The 15,625-nt window shown below is 75.4% G+C and carries 14 protein-coding genes; 6 read left to right on the top strand and 8 right to left on the bottom strand.

What is annotated here, in order from left to right; translation table 11 throughout:
* Positions 1–9: 9 nt before the first annotated feature.
* Positions 10–138: a hypothetical protein gene (locus M8316_RS20740; RefSeq protein ID WP_272495245.1), complete on the bottom strand. Its 129-nt coding sequence runs from the start codon at positions 136–138 to the stop codon at positions 10–12.
* Between the two features lie 348 nt (positions 139–486).
* Here M8316_RS20740 and M8316_RS14190 point away from each other — a divergent pair, with 348 nt between their 5' ends.
* Positions 487–1,056 (top strand): O-methyltransferase, encoded by a 570-nt coding sequence (locus tag M8316_RS14190; RefSeq protein ID WP_250055576.1) that lies wholly within the window; start codon positions 487–489, stop codon positions 1,054–1,056.
* Between the two features lie 50 nt (positions 1,057–1,106).
* Here M8316_RS14190 and yczE read toward each other — a convergent pair whose 3' ends face one another.
* Positions 1,107–1,811, bottom strand: coding sequence for a membrane protein YczE (gene yczE, locus M8316_RS14185; protein WP_250055575.1), 705 nt, complete (start codon positions 1,809–1,811; stop codon positions 1,107–1,109).
* A gap of 62 nt (positions 1,812–1,873) precedes the next feature.
* Here yczE and yczR point away from each other — a divergent pair, with 62 nt between their 5' ends.
* Positions 1,874–3,322: a MocR-like transcription factor YczR gene (gene yczR, locus M8316_RS14180; RefSeq protein WP_250055573.1), complete on the top strand. Its 1,449-nt coding sequence runs from the start codon at positions 1,874–1,876 to the stop codon at positions 3,320–3,322.
* Positions 3,323–3,356: 34 nt separating this feature from the next.
* Here the strand turns inward: yczR and M8316_RS14175 are convergent, their stop codons facing one another.
* Both M8316_RS14175 and serA read right to left on the bottom strand, forming a co-directional pair.
* Positions 3,357–3,821, bottom strand: a complete 465-nt coding sequence (locus tag M8316_RS14175; protein WP_250055571.1) for a globin domain-containing protein — start codon at positions 3,819–3,821, stop codon at positions 3,357–3,359.
* A gap of 27 nt (positions 3,822–3,848) precedes the next feature.
* Positions 3,849–5,669: a phosphoglycerate dehydrogenase gene (serA, locus tag M8316_RS14170; protein ID WP_250055569.1), complete on the bottom strand. Its 1,821-nt coding sequence runs from the start codon at positions 5,667–5,669 to the stop codon at positions 3,849–3,851.
* A 186-nt stretch (positions 5,670–5,855) separates the two neighbouring features.
* Here serA and M8316_RS14165 point away from each other — a divergent pair, with 186 nt between their 5' ends.
* Positions 5,856–7,292, top strand: a complete 1,437-nt coding sequence (locus tag M8316_RS14165; protein ID WP_250055567.1) for an MFS transporter — start codon at positions 5,856–5,858, stop codon at positions 7,290–7,292.
* A gap of 238 nt (positions 7,293–7,530) precedes the next feature.
* Positions 7,531–9,264, top strand: coding sequence for an ABC-F family ATP-binding cassette domain-containing protein (locus M8316_RS14160; protein ID WP_250055565.1), 1,734 nt, complete (start codon positions 7,531–7,533; stop codon positions 9,262–9,264).
* On the opposite strand, the gene efeB is transcribed toward M8316_RS14160, so the two are convergent.
* The 4 genes from efeB to M8316_RS14140 all read right to left on the bottom strand — a co-directional run bounded on the left by efeB (position 9,246) and on the right by M8316_RS14140 (position 13,535).
* Positions 9,246–10,514 carry an iron uptake transporter deferrochelatase/peroxidase subunit gene (gene efeB / locus M8316_RS14155; protein ID WP_250055562.1) on the bottom strand — a complete coding sequence of 423 codons (1,269 nt, stop codon included), beginning with the start codon at positions 10,512–10,514 and terminating at the stop codon, positions 9,246–9,248. The two genes, M8316_RS14160 and efeB, sit on opposite strands and share 19 nt — an antisense overlap.
* A gap of 33 nt (positions 10,515–10,547) precedes the next feature.
* Complete coding sequence (efeO, locus tag M8316_RS14150) at positions 10,548–11,753, bottom strand: iron uptake system protein EfeO (protein ID WP_250055560.1); 1,206 nt, start codon at positions 11,751–11,753, stop codon at positions 10,548–10,550.
* Positions 11,754–11,826: 73 nt separating this feature from the next.
* Positions 11,827–12,696 (bottom strand): iron uptake transporter permease EfeU, encoded by an 870-nt coding sequence (efeU, locus tag M8316_RS14145; protein WP_250055558.1) that lies wholly within the window; start codon positions 12,694–12,696, stop codon positions 11,827–11,829.
* Between the two features lie 122 nt (positions 12,697–12,818).
* Complete coding sequence (locus tag M8316_RS14140; protein ID WP_250055556.1) at positions 12,819–13,535, bottom strand: DsbA family oxidoreductase; 717 nt, start codon at positions 13,533–13,535, stop codon at positions 12,819–12,821.
* 187 nt (positions 13,536–13,722) lie between these two features.
* On the opposite strand from M8316_RS14140, the gene M8316_RS14135 reads away from it, so the two are divergent.
* Both M8316_RS14135 and M8316_RS14130 read left to right on the top strand, forming a co-directional pair.
* Complete coding sequence (locus M8316_RS14135) at positions 13,723–14,655, top strand: ABC transporter ATP-binding protein (protein ID WP_250055554.1); 933 nt, start codon at positions 13,723–13,725, stop codon at positions 14,653–14,655.
* Complete coding sequence (locus tag M8316_RS14130) at positions 14,652–15,518, top strand: ABC-2 transporter permease (RefSeq protein ID WP_250055552.1); 867 nt, start codon at positions 14,652–14,654, stop codon at positions 15,516–15,518. The genes M8316_RS14135 and M8316_RS14130 overlap by 4 nt, the downstream gene beginning before the upstream one ends.
* The last annotated feature ends 107 nt before the right edge of the window (positions 15,519–15,625 follow it).

The following is a 15,625-nucleotide window of genomic DNA, read 5'->3' as shown; positions in this document are numbered from 1 at the left end:
CCGACGAGCCTAGTTGTCGTCGGGTCGCTCCCCGCCGTTGTCCCGCAGGTCGAGAGACCGCTGGACCGCCTCACGGCTGGTGGGGTTGGCGGGGTCGTGCGCGGCGGGGCCCCAGCCCTCGGGGTACATGTCGTACATCGGTGTTCGCTCCTCGACTCGTGCGTCGTCTGCTGTCCTGGGGATCGACCGTCCCTCGCCACCCTCAAGGAGTCCTGAGAGATGGATAGGAAAGGGACGGATCGGGCTCATCGACGGTGATGTGCCGGTGCGAGGCCGTGTGCGCAGTCCCTGCCCGCGCCGGTCACCACGGCGAGGGGGCCTCTGGGGCAGGTCGTCAGGCCTGCCGGGCCTCGCCGTGGCGGAGGAGTACGAGAAGGATGCGCGTCATGATGAGAGCACCATAACCGGTGAGCGGACGCGGGACACCGCATTTCGGATGTTGTCCGCGTGGCGAGACGCGGCTCACGTGGTGGGACACTGGTCCACGTGAGCGCGCCACCCGACCTCCCGGACGTCGTCGAGCGGGCCTTCCAGGTCTCCCGCCGTGCCGGCTACGTCTCGTTCTGCCGCAACGAGACGGGGCGCCTCCTGGCGACCCTGGCCGCCACCCGGGAGGGCACCATGGCCGAGTTCGGCACCGGCTGCGGCGTGGGCACCGCCTGGCTGCGCAGCGGCGTCCGGCACGACAAGGCCCAGATCGTCACCGCCGAGCTGGACGCGCGGCTGGCCGGGTTCGCCTCGGAGATCTTCGCCGACGACCCCTGCGTCGAGGTGCTGGCGGCCGACTGGTCGCGCCTGCGCGACCGCGGCCCCTACTCGCTGCTCTTCCTGGACTCCGGTGCCCCGGACGAGGTCGGCACCGACGCGATCGCCGACCTGGTCGAGCCCGGCGGCCTCGTCGTCCTCGACGACTTCACGCCCTGCGAGCTCTGGCCGCCCATCTCCTACGGCCGCGTCGACACGCTGCGCCAGGACTGGCTGACCGACGAGCGGTTCACCGCCGTCGAGGTGATGGTCGCCCCCGACGCCGCCTGCGTGGTCGCCACCCGCCACTGAGAGCCACCGGCAGCAAGTTACTGCCGACTCGGCAGTGACCCGGCAGCAAGCTACTGCCGACTCGGCGCGGGGACGTCCAGGCGGACCGCGACCAGGGGCAGCAGGCGCTGGGCCAGCGGTCCGATCGCCAGCGCGTAGAGCACGGTGCCCGCACCCAGGGGGCCGCCGAGGGCGAGGCCGACGAGCACGACGACGACCTCCAGGCACGTGCGGACGAGGCGGAGCGAGCGTCCGGAGACGCGGGCGAGGCCGGTCATCAGCCCGTCGCGCGGTCCGCGACCCAGCTGGGCACCGATGTACAGCGCGGTCGCCACGCCGTTGAGCAGCACGCCGGCGGCCACCAGCGCGACCCGCACGCCCAGCGCGGCGTCGGGCCCGAGCGAGCCGGGCAGCACGGCCAGCGTGGCGTCGGTCGAGAGCCCCACCAGCACGGCGTTGGCGAGCGTGCCGATGCCGGGCACCTCGCGCAGCGGCAGCCACAGCAGCAGCACCACGAAGGACGTCAGCACGATCGTCTCCCCCAGGGTCAGCGGCAGGTACGCCGAGACCGCCACGTCCAGGACGCCCCACGGGGGCACGCCGAGCCCCGAGGCCACCATCAGCGCGAGCGACGCCCCGTAGAGCCAGAGCCCCACCAGCAGCTGCGGGAGGCGGCGCGCCAGGCGGCCGGTGCGCAGCTGGGCCAGCGGACCGAGGTGGGCGGGCAGCAGGAGGGGCTGCTGGGACGCGGGGCGGGGGACGGAGGTCGTGGTCACCCCTCGAGGATGTGGGAGCACTGGCCTGGCCAGGAAGAGCCAATTCTGAGACAGTGGCCTGCATGCAGCAGTCCATTTCGGCAGGCCGCGTCGCGGCGCTCGTCGGCCCGCTCGACGGCGGCCCCGCGTACGCCTCCCTCGAGGCGTCCCTGCGCCTGCTGATCGGCGACGGCCGCATCGGCTACGACGTCCGGCTGCCCAGCGAGCGCGACCTCACCGCGGCGCTGGGGCTCTCGCGCACGACCGTGGCGCGCGCCTACGCCGGCCTGCGGGAGAGCGGCTACGCGGCCGCGCGCCAGGGCTCCGGCACGTTCACCCGGGTGCCCGGCGGCCGCTCGGTCACCCACGACCACGCGCTCTCCCCGCGGATGGACGAGGAGATCGACCTCGGCTGCGCGGCCACCGGGGCCGCTCCCGGCCTCACCGAGGCCTTCGCCGGTGCGGCCACCGACCTCCCCGCCTACCTCGGCGGCCACGGGTACTTCCTGGCGGGCCTGCCGGTGCTCCAGGAAGCGATCGCCGCCCAGTACACCCGCCGCGGCCTGCCCACCGACCCGCGCCAGGTCGTCGTCACCCCCGGGGCCCTGGCCGCCTCGGCGCTGGTGAGCGTGGCCCTCACGCAGCCGGGCACCCGGGTGCTGGTCGAGTCCCCCGTCTACCCCAACGCCGTGCAGGCGCTGCGCACCGCCGGCGCGCGGGTGCTCCCCTCCCCCGTCGACAGCGGCGCCGTCGAGGGCGAGGCCGGGGGCTGGGCGATGGACGAGATCGGTGCCCGGCTGCGCCAGGTGCGGCCCGCGCTGGCCTACCTCGTGCCCGACTTCCAGAACCCCACCGGCCACCTCATGGCCGACGAGCAGCGCGCCCAGCTGGCCGACCACCTCGCCGCCGCCGGCACCACCGCCGTCGTGGACGAGGCGCACCACGCCATCGCGCTGGACGACGTCGACCTGCCCCTCCCCCTGGCCGCCCACGCCCCGGGGGCGATCAGCCTCGGCAGCGCCGCGAAGGCCTACTGGGGCGGGCTGCGGCTGGGCTGGGTCCGCGCCCCGCACGCGCTGGTCGACGACCTCCTCCGGGCCCGGCTCGGCCTCGACCTCGGCACCCCGGTGATGGAGCAGCTCGTGCTGCGCCGGCTGCTGGACGCCGGGCCGGTGCTGCCCGGCCACCTCGACCGGCTCCGCGAGCAGCGCGACACCCTCGTGTCCGGTCTGCGCGAGCACCTGCCGTCCTGGCGCTTCCGGGTGCCGGCGGGCGGGCTCTCCCTGTGGTGCGCCCTGCCCGCGCCGCTGGCGGTGCCGCTGGCGGCGGCCGCCGAGGAGCGCGGCGTCGCGATCACCCCCGGGCCCGTGTTCGCGATCGAGACGGGCCTGTCCCGCTACGTCCGCATCGCCTGGACGCGGCCGGCCGCCGAGCTCGCGGACGCGGTGCCGCGCCTCGCGGCGGCGTGGGCGCACACCCTGCACGGGGCGCCGGCCGGTGCCCGCGGGCCCGAGCGCATGACGGTCGCCTGAGACCGGGTCGGGACCCGCGGACCCACGGCGCCGGTCAGCCCGCGGGCGGCCCGTCCCACGTCCAGGTGGGCCGCGCCAGGCCCTCCGGGACGTCCTCGGCGCTGCGCGGATAGGCGGCCATCTGCACGCGGGTGGCCCAGGCGAACCAGTCCCGCGGCCGGGCGTGCAGCACAGCGTCCTCCGGCACGCCGACGTCGACGAGCGCGGCCTGCCAGCAGGCGATCGCCCGGTCGTCCATCTCCGGGTGCTCGCCGTTGCCGGAGTGGTCGCGCACGACCTGCGACTCGGTGCCCAGCGGGCGTGCGCCACCGGTGAAGGTCGCCGGCCCGCCCAGGACCTCGCCGAGGTAGGCGGCGAGCCGGTCCTCGTGGGCCGGGTGGAACCCGTGCGAGAAGGCGTGGCTCACCACCGGGTCGGCCAGCACCCGGGCGTGCCACGCCCGGGCGAGCGCGGCGACGACGTCCGCGCCGCCGAGGGCCGTGTACAGGGCCTGCTCCACGGGCACAGCCTGCACCCGCGGCGCCGGTCAGACCAGGCTGACCGTGCGGGCCCAGGACGCGGAGAGGGCGTTGCCGAGGGTGTCGAGCACGGGCTGGGGCACCGCGGAGTCGAGGGCCAGGGCGACCAGCACCTCCCCGTCCAGCCGGACCACCTGCATGCCGGCGATGTTCACGCCGGCGGCGCCGAGCACCTGCCCGAGGACGCCCACGGTGCCCGGGCGGTCCGGGTGCCGCAGGAACGCCAGGTGGTCGGCCAGCTCCACGTCGAGGTCGATCCCGTCGACGGCGACCAGCCGCTGTCGCTCCCCGGTGCCCACGAGGGTGCCCGAGACCGAGACCTGGTGGGCGTCGGCCAGCGTGCCGCGCACGGTCACCAGGGTGCGGTGGTCGGGGCTCTCGGGATCGGTGATGAGGCGGACGGCGGTGCCCCGCTCGGCCGCCAGGAGCGAGACGTTGACGTAGCTGACCGAGTCGTCGAGCACCACGCCGGAGAGCGCGCCCTTGAGCGCGGCCAGCTCGAGCACCCGGACGTCGTGGTCGGCGAGCTCGCCGCGCGCCTCGACGTCCATGGAGACGGCGCTGCCGCCGGAGAGCCCGGTGAACAGCCGCCCGAGGCGCTCGGTGAGCCCGATGGAGGGGCGCACCTCCTCGGCGATGACCCCGCCGTGCACGTTGACCGCGTCGGGCACCAGCTCGCCGGAGAGCGCCTGTCGCACGGACCGGGCGACCGAGCGCCCGGCCTTCTCGAGGGCGTCCTCGGTGGAGGCGCCCAGGTGCGGGGTGGCGACCACGTTGTCGAGGGCGAGCAGGGCGTTGCCCGCGGCCGGTTCCTCGGCGAAGGTGTCGATGCCCGCGGCGCCGACCCGGCCCTCGAGGAGGGCGTCGTAGAGCGCGCACTCGTCCACGATGCCGCCGCGGGCGGCGTTGACCAGCACCAGGCCGGGCTTGACCCGGGCCAGCTGCTCGCGGCCCAGCAGGCCCAGCGTCTCGGTGGTGCGGGGCAGGTGCACGCTGAGGACGTCGGACTCGCGCAGCAGGGTGTCCAGGTCGACCAGCTGCACGCCCAGCTGGGCGGCACGCCCCGCCTGGACGAACGGGTCGTGCGCGACCAGCCGCATGCCGAACGCCGCCATCCGCTGCGCCACGAGCACACCCACGCGCCCGAGGCCCAGGATGCCCAGCGTCTTGCCGTGCAGCTCGGTGCCGACGAACCGGTCGCGCTGCCACTCGCCGTGCCGCAGCGACGCGTGCGCGGCACCGACGCGGCGGGCCGCGGCGATCATCAGGCCGACCGTCAGCTCGGCGGCGGAGACGAGGTTCGCGGTGGGCGCGGTGACCACCATGACGCCGGCGTGCGTGCAGGCCCGCACGTCCACGTTGCGCAGGCCGGTGCCCGCCCGGGCCACGACCTTCAGCCGCGGCGCGGCCGCCAGCAGCTCCTCGTCGACCACGGTGCCGGAGCGCACCAGCAGCGCCTGCGCGTCGCGCACCGCGGCCAGGAGGGCGGCCCGGTCGCCGCCGTCCACCCGACGCACGTCGACGCCCGGGCCCAGCTCGGCGTCGGTCACCGGGTGCAGCGCCTCGGCGATCACCGCCACGGGCCGAGCCACCGGACGCAGCGGGCTGGTGGGCACCGGGTAGGGCTGGGCGTCCTCGCGCCCCGCGGCCGCGTCCAGCACCGCCGAGGCCGCGCTCAGGCCGGGCTGGTGCGCGGTGCGCAGCGTGGGGACCGGGCGTGCCGGGTCGGCGGGCAGGGTCTCGACGGGCAGGGTCTCGACCGGCAGCGACTCGACGGGCGGGGGCTCGAGCGGGTCGGCCGACGTGGGGGCATCGACGGGAAGCGACACAGCGGGCTGCTCCGGGGGTGGGCGGCGACCCGGCTCCGGTGCAGCACGGGGCTGCGTGGGCCTGGGAGGCGGCGCGGACGTGGGGAGCGCACGACACTGTGGCGCAGGCCATCCTAGCGGCTGCCCGGTGACCACGACCCGGCCCGCGCACCACCGCGCGGGTCGCCGGGGGCTAGCGTCACGCCGGTGACCACCCAGCAGCAGCCCGCACCGCCCCCCACCTCGCTGCTGGCACCGGCCTACCGCTCGGCCACGATCGGCTCCCTGACGCTGGTCTTCCTCATCGCCTTCGAGGCGCTCGCCGTCGCGACCGTCATGCCCGTCGTGGCCGCCGACCTGGGCGGACGCTCGCTGTTCGCCGTCGCCTTCTCCGCGACGCTGGCCGCGGGCATCGTCGGCATGGTCGCCGGCGGCGCGTGGGCCGACCGGGTCGGTGCCACCCGGCCGATGCTGGTCGCGGTGGCCACCTTCGCCGCGGGCCTGCTGCTGGCCGGCCTGGCACCGACGATGCCGGCGCTGGTCGTCGGCCGGTTCCTCCAGGGCCTCGGCGGCGGGGCGGCGCAGGTGACGGTGTACGTGCTGGTCGGGCAGGTCTACGCACCGGCCGACCGCTCCCGCATCCTCGGCGCCTTCGCCGCCGCCTGGGTGCTGCCGGGGCTGGTCGGCCCGTTCCTGGCCGGGCTGGTCACCGACCTCGTCGGCTGGCGCTGGGTCTTCCTCGGCGTCGTGGTCCTCGCGGCCCTCGCGCTGGCGCTGCTCGTGCCGGCGCTGCGGCGGGCCTCGGCGGCGAGCCCGGGATCGAGCGCGGCACCGACCCCGGACCGCGACACCGGCACGCCGGACGACGGCGGGCCCGTCGTGACCCGGGCGGCGACCCGCCTGGCGCTGGCCGCGGTCGTGGCGGGCGCCGTGCTCGGCCTCAACCTCGCCTCGGCGCTCGAGGGCGCGGCGCGGCCGGTGGTCGCCGTCGCCGCGGTGCTCGTGGCGCTGGCCGCGGTCCGGCCCCTGCTGCCGCCCGGCACGCTGCGCGCGTCCCGCGGGATCCCGGCCGTCGTCGCCTTCCGCGGCCTCGTGGCGGGCGGCTACTTCGCCGCCGAGTCCTACCTGCCCTACCTCCTCCAGGACCGGTACGGCGCCGCCCCCGCGGTGGCCGGCCTCGTGCTCACCGTGGCCGCGACCAGCTGGGCGGCCGCCTCCCAGGTGCAGGGGCGGGCCACGGGTGTCAGCGACGACCGCGCCCTCCGGGTCGGTGCGTCCCTCCTGGTCGCGGGCGTGGCGGTGCAGGTGCTCGTCGCCGCGGCACCGCTGCCCGGGCTCGCCGCCGGCGTCCTGGCCGCCGGCGGGTGGCTGCTCTCGGCGGCCGGCATGGGCTGGTCCTACCCGCGGGTGACGGCCAACGTGCTCGGGCGCACGCCGCCCGCCCAGCACGGCACCGCCTCGGCCGCCGTCACCATCGCCGACTCCCTGGGCGCAGCCACGGCGGTGGCGCTGGCCGGCGTGGTCTTCACGGCGCTGGCCGCCGAGGCCGTGGCCGAGCCGGTGCCGTTCGCGGGCGCGTTCGCGCTCGCGCTCGTCTGGGCGCTGCTGGCGCTGCTGGTCTCCCGCCGGTCGACCGCCGCCTGACCCCCACCTGACCCCGCACCCGCACCGCCCGGCCGCCGGAGCGAGTGGCAGCGGATAACCCGTGGCACGTCCGGGGCCCGCCTGCCTACCGTGGTCCCGACCTGCCGCCGACCCGGGAGCACCCGTTGCTGATCTGAGGCCACGCCGCCCAGCCCCCGTCCCCCACCGCGCACGCGCACGCACCGCGCACGCTCGCCCGGCCAGGACGGTGGACCGCCGCGTCCTCGAGAGACCAGCGATGCCTCACTCCCCCGCGCCCGCCGTGCGCTTCCACCAGGTCGGCCTGACCTGGCCCGACGGCACCCCCGCCCTGCGTGACGTCGACCTGCTCGTCCCGCCCGGCCGCTCCGCGCTCGTCGGCGCGAACGGCACCGGCAAGACCACGCTGCTGCGCCTGGCCGCCGGCACGCTGCGGCCGAGCGCCGGGCACGTGTCGGTGCCGGGCCGGGTCGCCCACCTGCCGCAAGGCCTCACCCTCGACGTCGCGGCCCGGGTCGAGGACGTCCTCGGGGTCGGCCCCGCCCGACGCGCGCTGGCCGCCGTCGAGGCCGGGTCCGTGGAGCCCGCCGACTACGAGGCCATCGGTGACGACTGGGACGTCGACGCCCGCGTCGGCGCGCTCCTCGAGCGCCTCGGGCTGCCGGCGGCGCTCCTGGACCGCCGTGTCGGCGAGGTCTCGGGCGGGCAGACCGTGCGCATCGGGCTGGCCGCCGCGCTCCTGGCCGAGCCGGAGGTGCTGCTCCTGGACGAGCCCACCAACGACCTCGACCGCGACGCACGGGCGCGGGTGGCCGACGTGGTGGCCTCGTGGCCGCGGACGCTGGTGCTGGTCAGCCACGACCGGGCCCTGCTGGAGCACGTGGAGCGGGTCGGGGAGCTGCGCCGACCCGGGCCGGCGGGTCGGGGCCGCGGCGAGGCGCCGGACCCCCGGTTGAGCGTGCGCTGGTTCGCGGGCGGGTTCAGCAGCTACGCCACCCAGGTGGCCGAGGAGCAGGCCGCCGTTGCCGACGCCGTGGCGGGCGCGCGGACGCTGCTGCGCCGCGAGCAGCGCGACGCCGTGGCCGCCGAGCAGCGGCTGGCCACGCGCCGCCGCGACGCCCGACGCAACGCCGGCAACGTCTCCAAGGCCGTGCGCGACTACGAGCGGAACCGGGCCGAGAAGGCGGCCGCCGGCTTCACCGCCGTGCACGCCGAGCGGCTCGCGAGCGCCCGCGACCGCGTCCAGGAGGCCGAGGCGGCCCTGGCCCCGGCCGACGGCGTGGCGGTCGACCTCGCCCGGGACCTGGCCGCGTGCGCCGTGCCCCGGGGACGGCAGGTGCTCGACGCCGACGTGCTGCTGCCGACCGGAGTCAGCACCGGACCCAGCACCGGGCGCAGCACCGGACCCAGCACCGGACCCAGCACCGGGCCCAGGGTGCGGCTCTCCCTGGCCGGCCCGCAGCGGGTGGCGCTGGTGGGCGGCAACGGCACCGGCAAGACGACGCTGCTGCGGGTGCTGGCCGGGGACGCGGCGCCCCGGGCCGGCACCGTGCGCCGCCACGTCCCGCTCGCGCACCTGCCGCAGCGCCTCGACGTGCTGGACCCGGGGCGCAGCGTCGCCGCGCAGGCCCTCGCCGCCGCCGGCCCGGGCGCGGACCCCGCGGCCGTGCGCACCCGGCTGGCCAGGCTGGGCCTGCGGGGCGGCCGGGCCGAGGTGCCGGCGGGCACCCTGTCGGGCGGGCAGCGCTTCCGCGCGACGCTGGCGGTGGTGCTGGGCGCCGAGCCGCCACCGCGCCTGCTGCTGCTCGACGAGCCCACCAACAACCTGGACCTGCCGACCTACGACGCCTTGGTGGAGGCGCTGCGCGGGTACCCGGGGGCGCTGGTCGTGGCGACGCACGACCAGGCCTTCCTCGAGGACCTGCGCGCCGACGTCCTCCTCGACCTCGACGTGCCGGACGAGGAGGGGGTCGTTCAGGCGAAGAGGGCCTGACCCACGTGCTCGCCCTCGCCGACGCCGCCGGGCACGGCGAACAGCGCCGAACCGGTGAACTTCAGGTACTCCATCAGGGTGTCGTTGCGGGACATGGCCTGCTGCACGGGGATGAACTGGGTGTCGGGGTCGCGGACGAACGCGATGAAGAACAGCCCGGCGTTGAGCCCGCCCAGGTCGTCGGTGCCGTCCACGAAGTTGTAGCCGCGGCGCAGCATCCGCGCGCCCCCGTGGGCCGAGGGGTGGACGACGGCGACGTGGCTGTCGACGGGGATCACCGGCTGGTCGTTCGAGCCGGGCATGGAGAAGTCCGGCTCGGTGAACTCGTCCCCGCCCGAGAGCGGGGCGCCGGTGCCCTTGGTCCGGCCGATGAAGCCCTCCTGGTCGGCCAGCGGCTGGCGGTCCCAGACCTCGATGGTCATGTTGGTGCGCCGGGCCACCAGGTAGGAGCCGCCGGCGAGCCAGTCGCCGCCGTCGTCCTCGGGCTGGACCCAGACCTGCTCCTCCAGCTCCGCGGTCTCCTCCGCCTTGACGTTGGCGGTGCCGTCCTTGAAGCCGAACAGGTTGCGGGGGGTCTCCTGGCTGGTCGACGTCGAGGACGTGCGGCCGAAGCCGAGCTGGCTCCAGCGCACGGCCACCGTGCCGAACCCGATCCGGGCCAGGTTGCGGATCGCGTGCACCGCGACCTGCGGGTCCTGCGCGCAGGCCTGGATGCAGAGGTCTCCCCCGCTGCGGTTCCTGTCCAGGACGTCGGCGGGGAAGTGCGGCAGGTCGCGCAGCGCGGCCGGGCGCCGGTCGGCGAGGCCGAACCGGTCGACGCCGTCCTTCTCGAACAGGCCGGGGCCGAAGCCGAAGGTGATCGTGAGGCCGCCGGCCGGCAGGCCGATCGCCTCGCCGGTGTCGTCGGGCGGCACGTTGTAGGGCCCGTCCACCGCGCCGACGGGGCCGGCGTCCAGACCCTGGGTCATCCGCTCCGCGGCCGCCGTCCACTGGACCAGCAGGTCCACCAGGGCCTGGCGGTCGTCGGTGGTGACGTCGAACGCGGCGAAGTGCAGCCGGTCCTGCGCCGGGGTGACGATGCCGGCCTGGTGGGTGCCGCGGAACGGGTAGGTGTCCGAGGCGGCGTCGACCGCCGCGTCCTCGGACTCGCGGCCGAGGGCGTAGCCGCCCACGGCGATGCCCGCGGCCGCCCCGGTGGCGGCCAGTGCCGCGCCGCCGCCGAGGAGCCCACGCCTGGAGATGCCTGCCATGCGAACCAGCCTAGGAAGGAGTCGGCCCGACCGTCACGCCAGCAGCGCGGCGGTGAGCTGGGAGAGCGGCTCGGAGAGGGCGTTGACGGCGTCGGAGAGCTCCTTGACCTGGGCCTGGGTGAGCTCGTCGTAGCCGACGAAGTCGTCGCCGGTGCGGTACTGGGCCAGCAGGTCGTCCAGCTGGGTGAACCGGGTGCGCAGCGAGGCCGCGAGCTCGGGGTCCTTGGTCTCCAGCAGCGGCTCGACGCCCTCGAACCCGACGCGGGCGCCGTCGACGTTGGCCTGGAAGTCGTAGAGGTCGGTCCGCGACCAGTACTCCTCCTCGCCGGTGACCTTGCCGGTCGCGACCTCCTCGAGCAGGCCGCGCGAGCCGTTGGCGATCTGGTCGACGGTGTAGGTGAGGTCGCCGATGCGGGTCACCAGCTCCTCGGTGTTCGCCAGCAGGTCCTGGGCGTAGTACGAGCGCTCCTTCGCGCTCAGCGCCGTGTAGTCGGTGGCGCGGGCCGGCCACAGGTCCTTCTCGATCCGGTGCCAGCCGGTCCACTCCTCGCCCTCGGAGAGGTCCGCCTCGCGCAGGTCCATCTTCGGGTCGAGGTCGCCGAAGGACTCCGCGACCGTCTCGATCCGCTCCCAGTGGGTGCGGGCGATCGGGTACAGCGCCCGGGCCTCGTCGTCCTGGCCGTCCTCGTAGAGCTCGACGAACTGCCGGGTCTTCTCCAGCAGCTGGTCGGCCTGGTCCTCCACGTACGTGGCGTAGTTGGCCACCGCGGTGTCGACGAGCTCCTGCTCGTCGGCGGTGACGGCGACGTCCTCGCCGGAGTCGGTCACGACGAAGTCGGAGCGGATGCCCTCGCCGACCATGCCCGGCTTGCAGGCGGTCACGTAGTCGCCGGCCGGCGCCGCGAGCACCAGCTGGCGGGTGGCCTGCGGGCCGATGTTCTCGATCTCGCCCTTGATCGTGAGGCCGTCCTCGGCGAGCAGGTAGAACTCGGTGACCTCGCTGCCGGTGTTGGTCACGTTGAAGGTGAGCGTGCCCGAGGGCACCTCGCCGGTGGAGACCTCGCACTCGTCGGCGCTGGAGGTGACCGAGACGGTGCGCCCGTCCCCGTCGGCGTCGGACTCGGCCGACGGCACGGCCTCGGTGCAGGAGGCCAGCACCGGCAGGGTGAGGACGGCGGCGGCCAGGCCGAGCAGGCGGGGCGCGGTCGTGCGGGCAGGGGTCAGCGAGGAACGGCGCATCGAGGTTTCTCTCTGGTGCGAGGGACGGGACGAGAGGGGTGCCGGGGCCGGCCCGGGGCGGTGGCGCGACCGGTCAGGCGGCGGCGCGCTCCGGCTGCGTGTCCGCCGGGGAGGCGGGCGCGGCCGGCTTGCGGACCCGACGCACGAACAGCGTCAGGACCGGCACCACGTAGGCCACCCAGGCGATCGCCTCGAGCCACGTGGTCTGCGGGGAGAAGTTGAAGATGCCCTTGAGCAGGGTGCCCAGCCACGACCCGGCACTGATCACGCCGGAGACGTCGAAGGCGTAGCTGTTCAGGCCGGGCAGGACGCCGGCCTCCTGGAGGTCGTGGATGCCGTAGGCGAGGACGCCGGCGGCGACGAAGATGAGCAGCGCGCCGGTCCAGGTGAAGAACTTGGTGAGGTTGATGCTGATCGCGCCCCGGTAGAGCAGGTAGCCCAGCACGATCGAGGTGGCGATGCCCAGCAGGGCCGCGACGACCGGCGTGGCGGTCTGCTCCCCCAGCGCCGAGCCGGTGGCCTGGCGGGTGTTGGACCACAGGATGAGCGTCGTCTCCAGGCCCTCACGACCGACGGCGAGGACGGCCACGAGGACGAGCCCGAGCGCCGAGCCCTGGGCGGCGGCGTCGACCTGGCCGCGCAGCTCCGCTCCGATGGTGCGGGCGGCGCCGGCCATCCAGAAGATCATCCAGGTCACGAACGCGGCCGCGACGATCGACAGCGTGCCGCCGATGATCTCCTGCGACTGGAAGGTGAGCTGGCGCCCGAGCAGCCCCAGGCCCACGGTGATCGCGACGCAGACGGCGATCGCGGCGGCGACGCCGACCCAGATCCGCGGGAGCAGGTGCGAGCGCCCCGACTTCACGAGGTAGGCCACGAGGATGGAGACGACCAGCGTCGCCTCGAGGCCCTCACGCAGGCCGATCAGGAAGTTGCCGAGCATGGCAGCACTGTAAAGCACGAAGGATAGGCGTGCCTAACTAAGATGAGGGTGCCTTCACTTGTGCGGCAGGTGTCGTCCAGACCAGCGGCCGGCGAGGGCCCCCGCTCGAGGCGGTCCGAGCCTCAGATCGCGCAGCCGTCGGGCCCGCACACGCCCGCGTCACCCTGGTCGGAGCCGACGGTGGTGAGGGTCGGGTGCGAGGCGTCCCAGGCCTGCTGGAGCGCCGAGGAGAAGACCTCGACCGGCTGCGCACCCGAGATGCCGAACGCGGCGTCGATGACGAAGAACGGCACCCCGGTCGCGCCGTAGCGGCGGGCCTGGTCGACGTCGGCCCACACCTCGCGGCGGAACTCGTCGGAGCCCAGCACGGCGGCGACCCGCTCGGCCGACAGGCCCACCGCGAGCGCCTCGGCGGTGAGGACGGCGTGGTCGCCGACGTCCTCGGCGCGCTCGAAGTAGGCGCTGAGCAGCCGCTCCTTCAACGCGCGCTGGGTCTCGACGCCCGCCTCGGCCAGCGCGAGGTGCAGCAGCCGGTGCGCGTCGACGGTGTTGGTGTGGACGTTGTCGAGCAGCCGGAACTCCAGGCCGACCTCGGCGGCCGTGTCCGTGACGTGCTGCATCATGCCGCGCATCTCGTCCTCGGAGCGGCCGTACTTGCGCGCCAGGGTCGTCAGCGTCTTCTCGTGGCCGTGCTGCGGGGCGGTCGGGTCCAGCTCGAAGGAGCGGTAGACGACCTGCACCTCGTCGGCGTGCTCGAAGTCGGCCAGGGCGGCCTCCAGGCGGCGCTTGCCGATGAAGCACCAGGGACAGACGACGTCGGACCAGATCTCGATCTCCACGTCCGCGCCCAACACCTGACGGGCACCGCCTGTTCCCGCCCGGCGGGAGCGACCACCGGACGGGCATCGGGGTCCGGAACCCTGGTCCAGACCCTGGTCCGACCCCGAGGTGCCCGGGGGCGGGCCAGGGTCGGGCCCCGTCGTCCACCCGATGCGGGGCGGGCCCCGCCGGCGGTGGGATGGGCCCATGATCGTCATCGACGGACTCACCAAGCGCTACGGCGGGCACACCGCCGTCGACCACGTCTCCTTCACGGCCCGCCCCGGGCGGGTCACCGGCTTCCTCGGCCCCAACGGCGCCGGCAAGTCCACCACCCTGCGCATCCTCGCGGGGCTGACCCCGGCGACCTCCGGCACCGCCACGGTGCTCGGCCGCCCCTACCACCGGCTGCCGAACCCCGGCCGCGAGATCGGCGTCCTCCTCGACGCCTCCGCCCAGCACGCCGGCCGCACCGGCCGCGAGATCCTGCGGGTCGCCGCGATCACCATGGGCCTCCCCCGCACCCGGGTCGACGAGATCCTCGACCTCGTCGGCCTCACCCAGGACGAGGCCTCGCGCCGCGTCCGCGACTACTCCCTGGGCATGCGCCAGCGGCTCGGCCTGGCCCACGCCCTCCTCGGCGACCCGGACGTCCTGGTGCTCGACGAGCCCGCCAACGGCCTCGACCCCGCCGGCATCCGCTGGATGCGCGACCTGCTCTCCGGCTACGCCCGCGACGGCGGCACCGTGCTGCTCTCCAGCCACCTGCTGCACGAGATCGAGGTCGTGGCCGACGACATCGTCGTCATCGGCCAGGGCCGCATCGTGGCCGGCGGCACCAAGGAGGAGCTCCTCGCCGGCACCGGCACGCTGGTGCGCTGCGCCGACACGGCGCGCCTGGCCGAGTCCCTGGCCGGCGCCGGTCATCACGTGGAGCGCGTCGACCCCGCGGACGCCGGCGCAGGGCTGCGCACCGACGCCGACCCCACCACCGCCGGACTGGTCGCGCTCGCGGCCGGCCTGGCCCTCACCGAGCTGCGCACCGCCGACGGTGCCGGCCTGGAGGAGATGTTCCTCCAGCTCACCGCCCAGACCCAGCGGGACGCGCACGCCCGCGAGACCGCAGGAGCAGCAGCATGAGCACCGCAGCCACCACCCCGGCCACCACCCCTGCCACGACGCAGGCACCCGGGCCCGCCCACGCGGCCGTCACCGACACGGCGACCCGGGACGCGCGGCGCCCCGCCCCGTCCCCGATCCCGTTCAGCCGGTTGCTGCTGGTCGAGGCCCGCAAGATGGTCGACACCCGGGCGGGCCTGTGGCTCATGGTCGGCATCGCCGTCGCCTCGGTGCTGGCGAGCGCGGCCGTCGTGCTCTGGGCCCCGGACTCGATGATCGACTACAGCAGCTTCTCCACCGCGATCGGCATCCCGATGGCCGTCATGCTGCCGATCATCGCGATCCTGTCCGTGACCTCGGAGTTCAGCCAGCGCACCGGCCTGGCCACGTTCACCCTCGTGCCGCACCGCGGCCGCGTCGTGGCGGCGAAGCTCGTCAACGCCGTGGCCGTGGGCGTGCTCGGGATGGTCGTCGCGGCCGGCGTGGGCGCGCTGGGCAACCTGGTGGGCGCCGCGCTCGTCGGTATCGACCCCGTGTGGGACGTCTCGTTCGCCCTGTTCAGCTCGATCGTGCTGGGCAACGTGCTCGGCGTGCTCGTCGGGTTCATGCTCGCCACGCTGCTGCGCAGCACCCCGGCCGCGATGGTCGGCTACCTGGTCTACGGCTACGTGCTGGTGGGCCTCACCACGATGCTGGCGAGCGTGCAGGAGTGGTTCGCCGACGCCCAGCCGTGGGTGGACTTCAACTTCCACCAGGGCAACCTGTTCGAGGGGTTCCCCGAGACCGGCGAGGGCTGGGCCCAGCTCGGCGTCACCGCCGTGGTCTGGCTGGTCGTGCCCCTGGCCCTCGGCCTGTGGCGCCTCGTCCGTGCCGAGGTGAAGTGACGTCCCAGCCGACCGGAGGAGACCCTCCGACAAGCACCGGACCCGCCGGGTCGACAGCGCGAAGCCGTCGACCCGGCGGGTCGTGGTGGTGCGTGGGGCGGGCCGGC

Source organism: Nocardioides bruguierae (assembly GCF_023554635.1).
Classification (GTDB): domain Bacteria; phylum Actinomycetota; class Actinomycetes; order Propionibacteriales; family Nocardioidaceae; genus Nocardioides; species Nocardioides bruguierae.
The sequence above is the reverse complement of the archived record's forward strand: the minus strand, read 5'-3'. Positions and strand labels throughout refer to the sequence as shown.

Coding starts and splice junctions, on each gene's coding strand:
- M8316_RS20740 (WP_272495245.1), bottom strand. CDS start 138: ATGTACGACATGTACCCCGAGGGCTGGGGCCCCGCCGCGCACGACCCC.
- yczR (WP_250055573.1), top strand. CDS start 1,874: ATGCAGCAGTCCATTTCGGCAGGCCGCGTCGCGGCGCTCGTCGGCCCG.
- M8316_RS14160 (WP_250055565.1), top strand. CDS start 7,531: ATGCCTCACTCCCCCGCGCCCGCCGTGCGCTTCCACCAGGTCGGCCTG.
- efeB (WP_250055562.1), bottom strand. CDS start 10,514: ATGGCAGGCATCTCCAGGCGTGGGCTCCTCGGCGGCGGCGCGGCACTG.
- efeO (WP_250055560.1), bottom strand. CDS start 11,753: ATGCGCCGTTCCTCGCTGACCCCTGCCCGCACGACCGCGCCCCGCCTG.
- efeU (WP_250055558.1), bottom strand. CDS start 12,696: ATGCTCGGCAACTTCCTGATCGGCCTGCGTGAGGGCCTCGAGGCGACG.
- M8316_RS14135 (WP_250055554.1), top strand. CDS start 13,723: ATGATCGTCATCGACGGACTCACCAAGCGCTACGGCGGGCACACCGCC.
- M8316_RS14130 (WP_250055552.1), top strand. CDS start 14,652: ATGAGCACCGCAGCCACCACCCCGGCCACCACCCCTGCCACGACGCAG.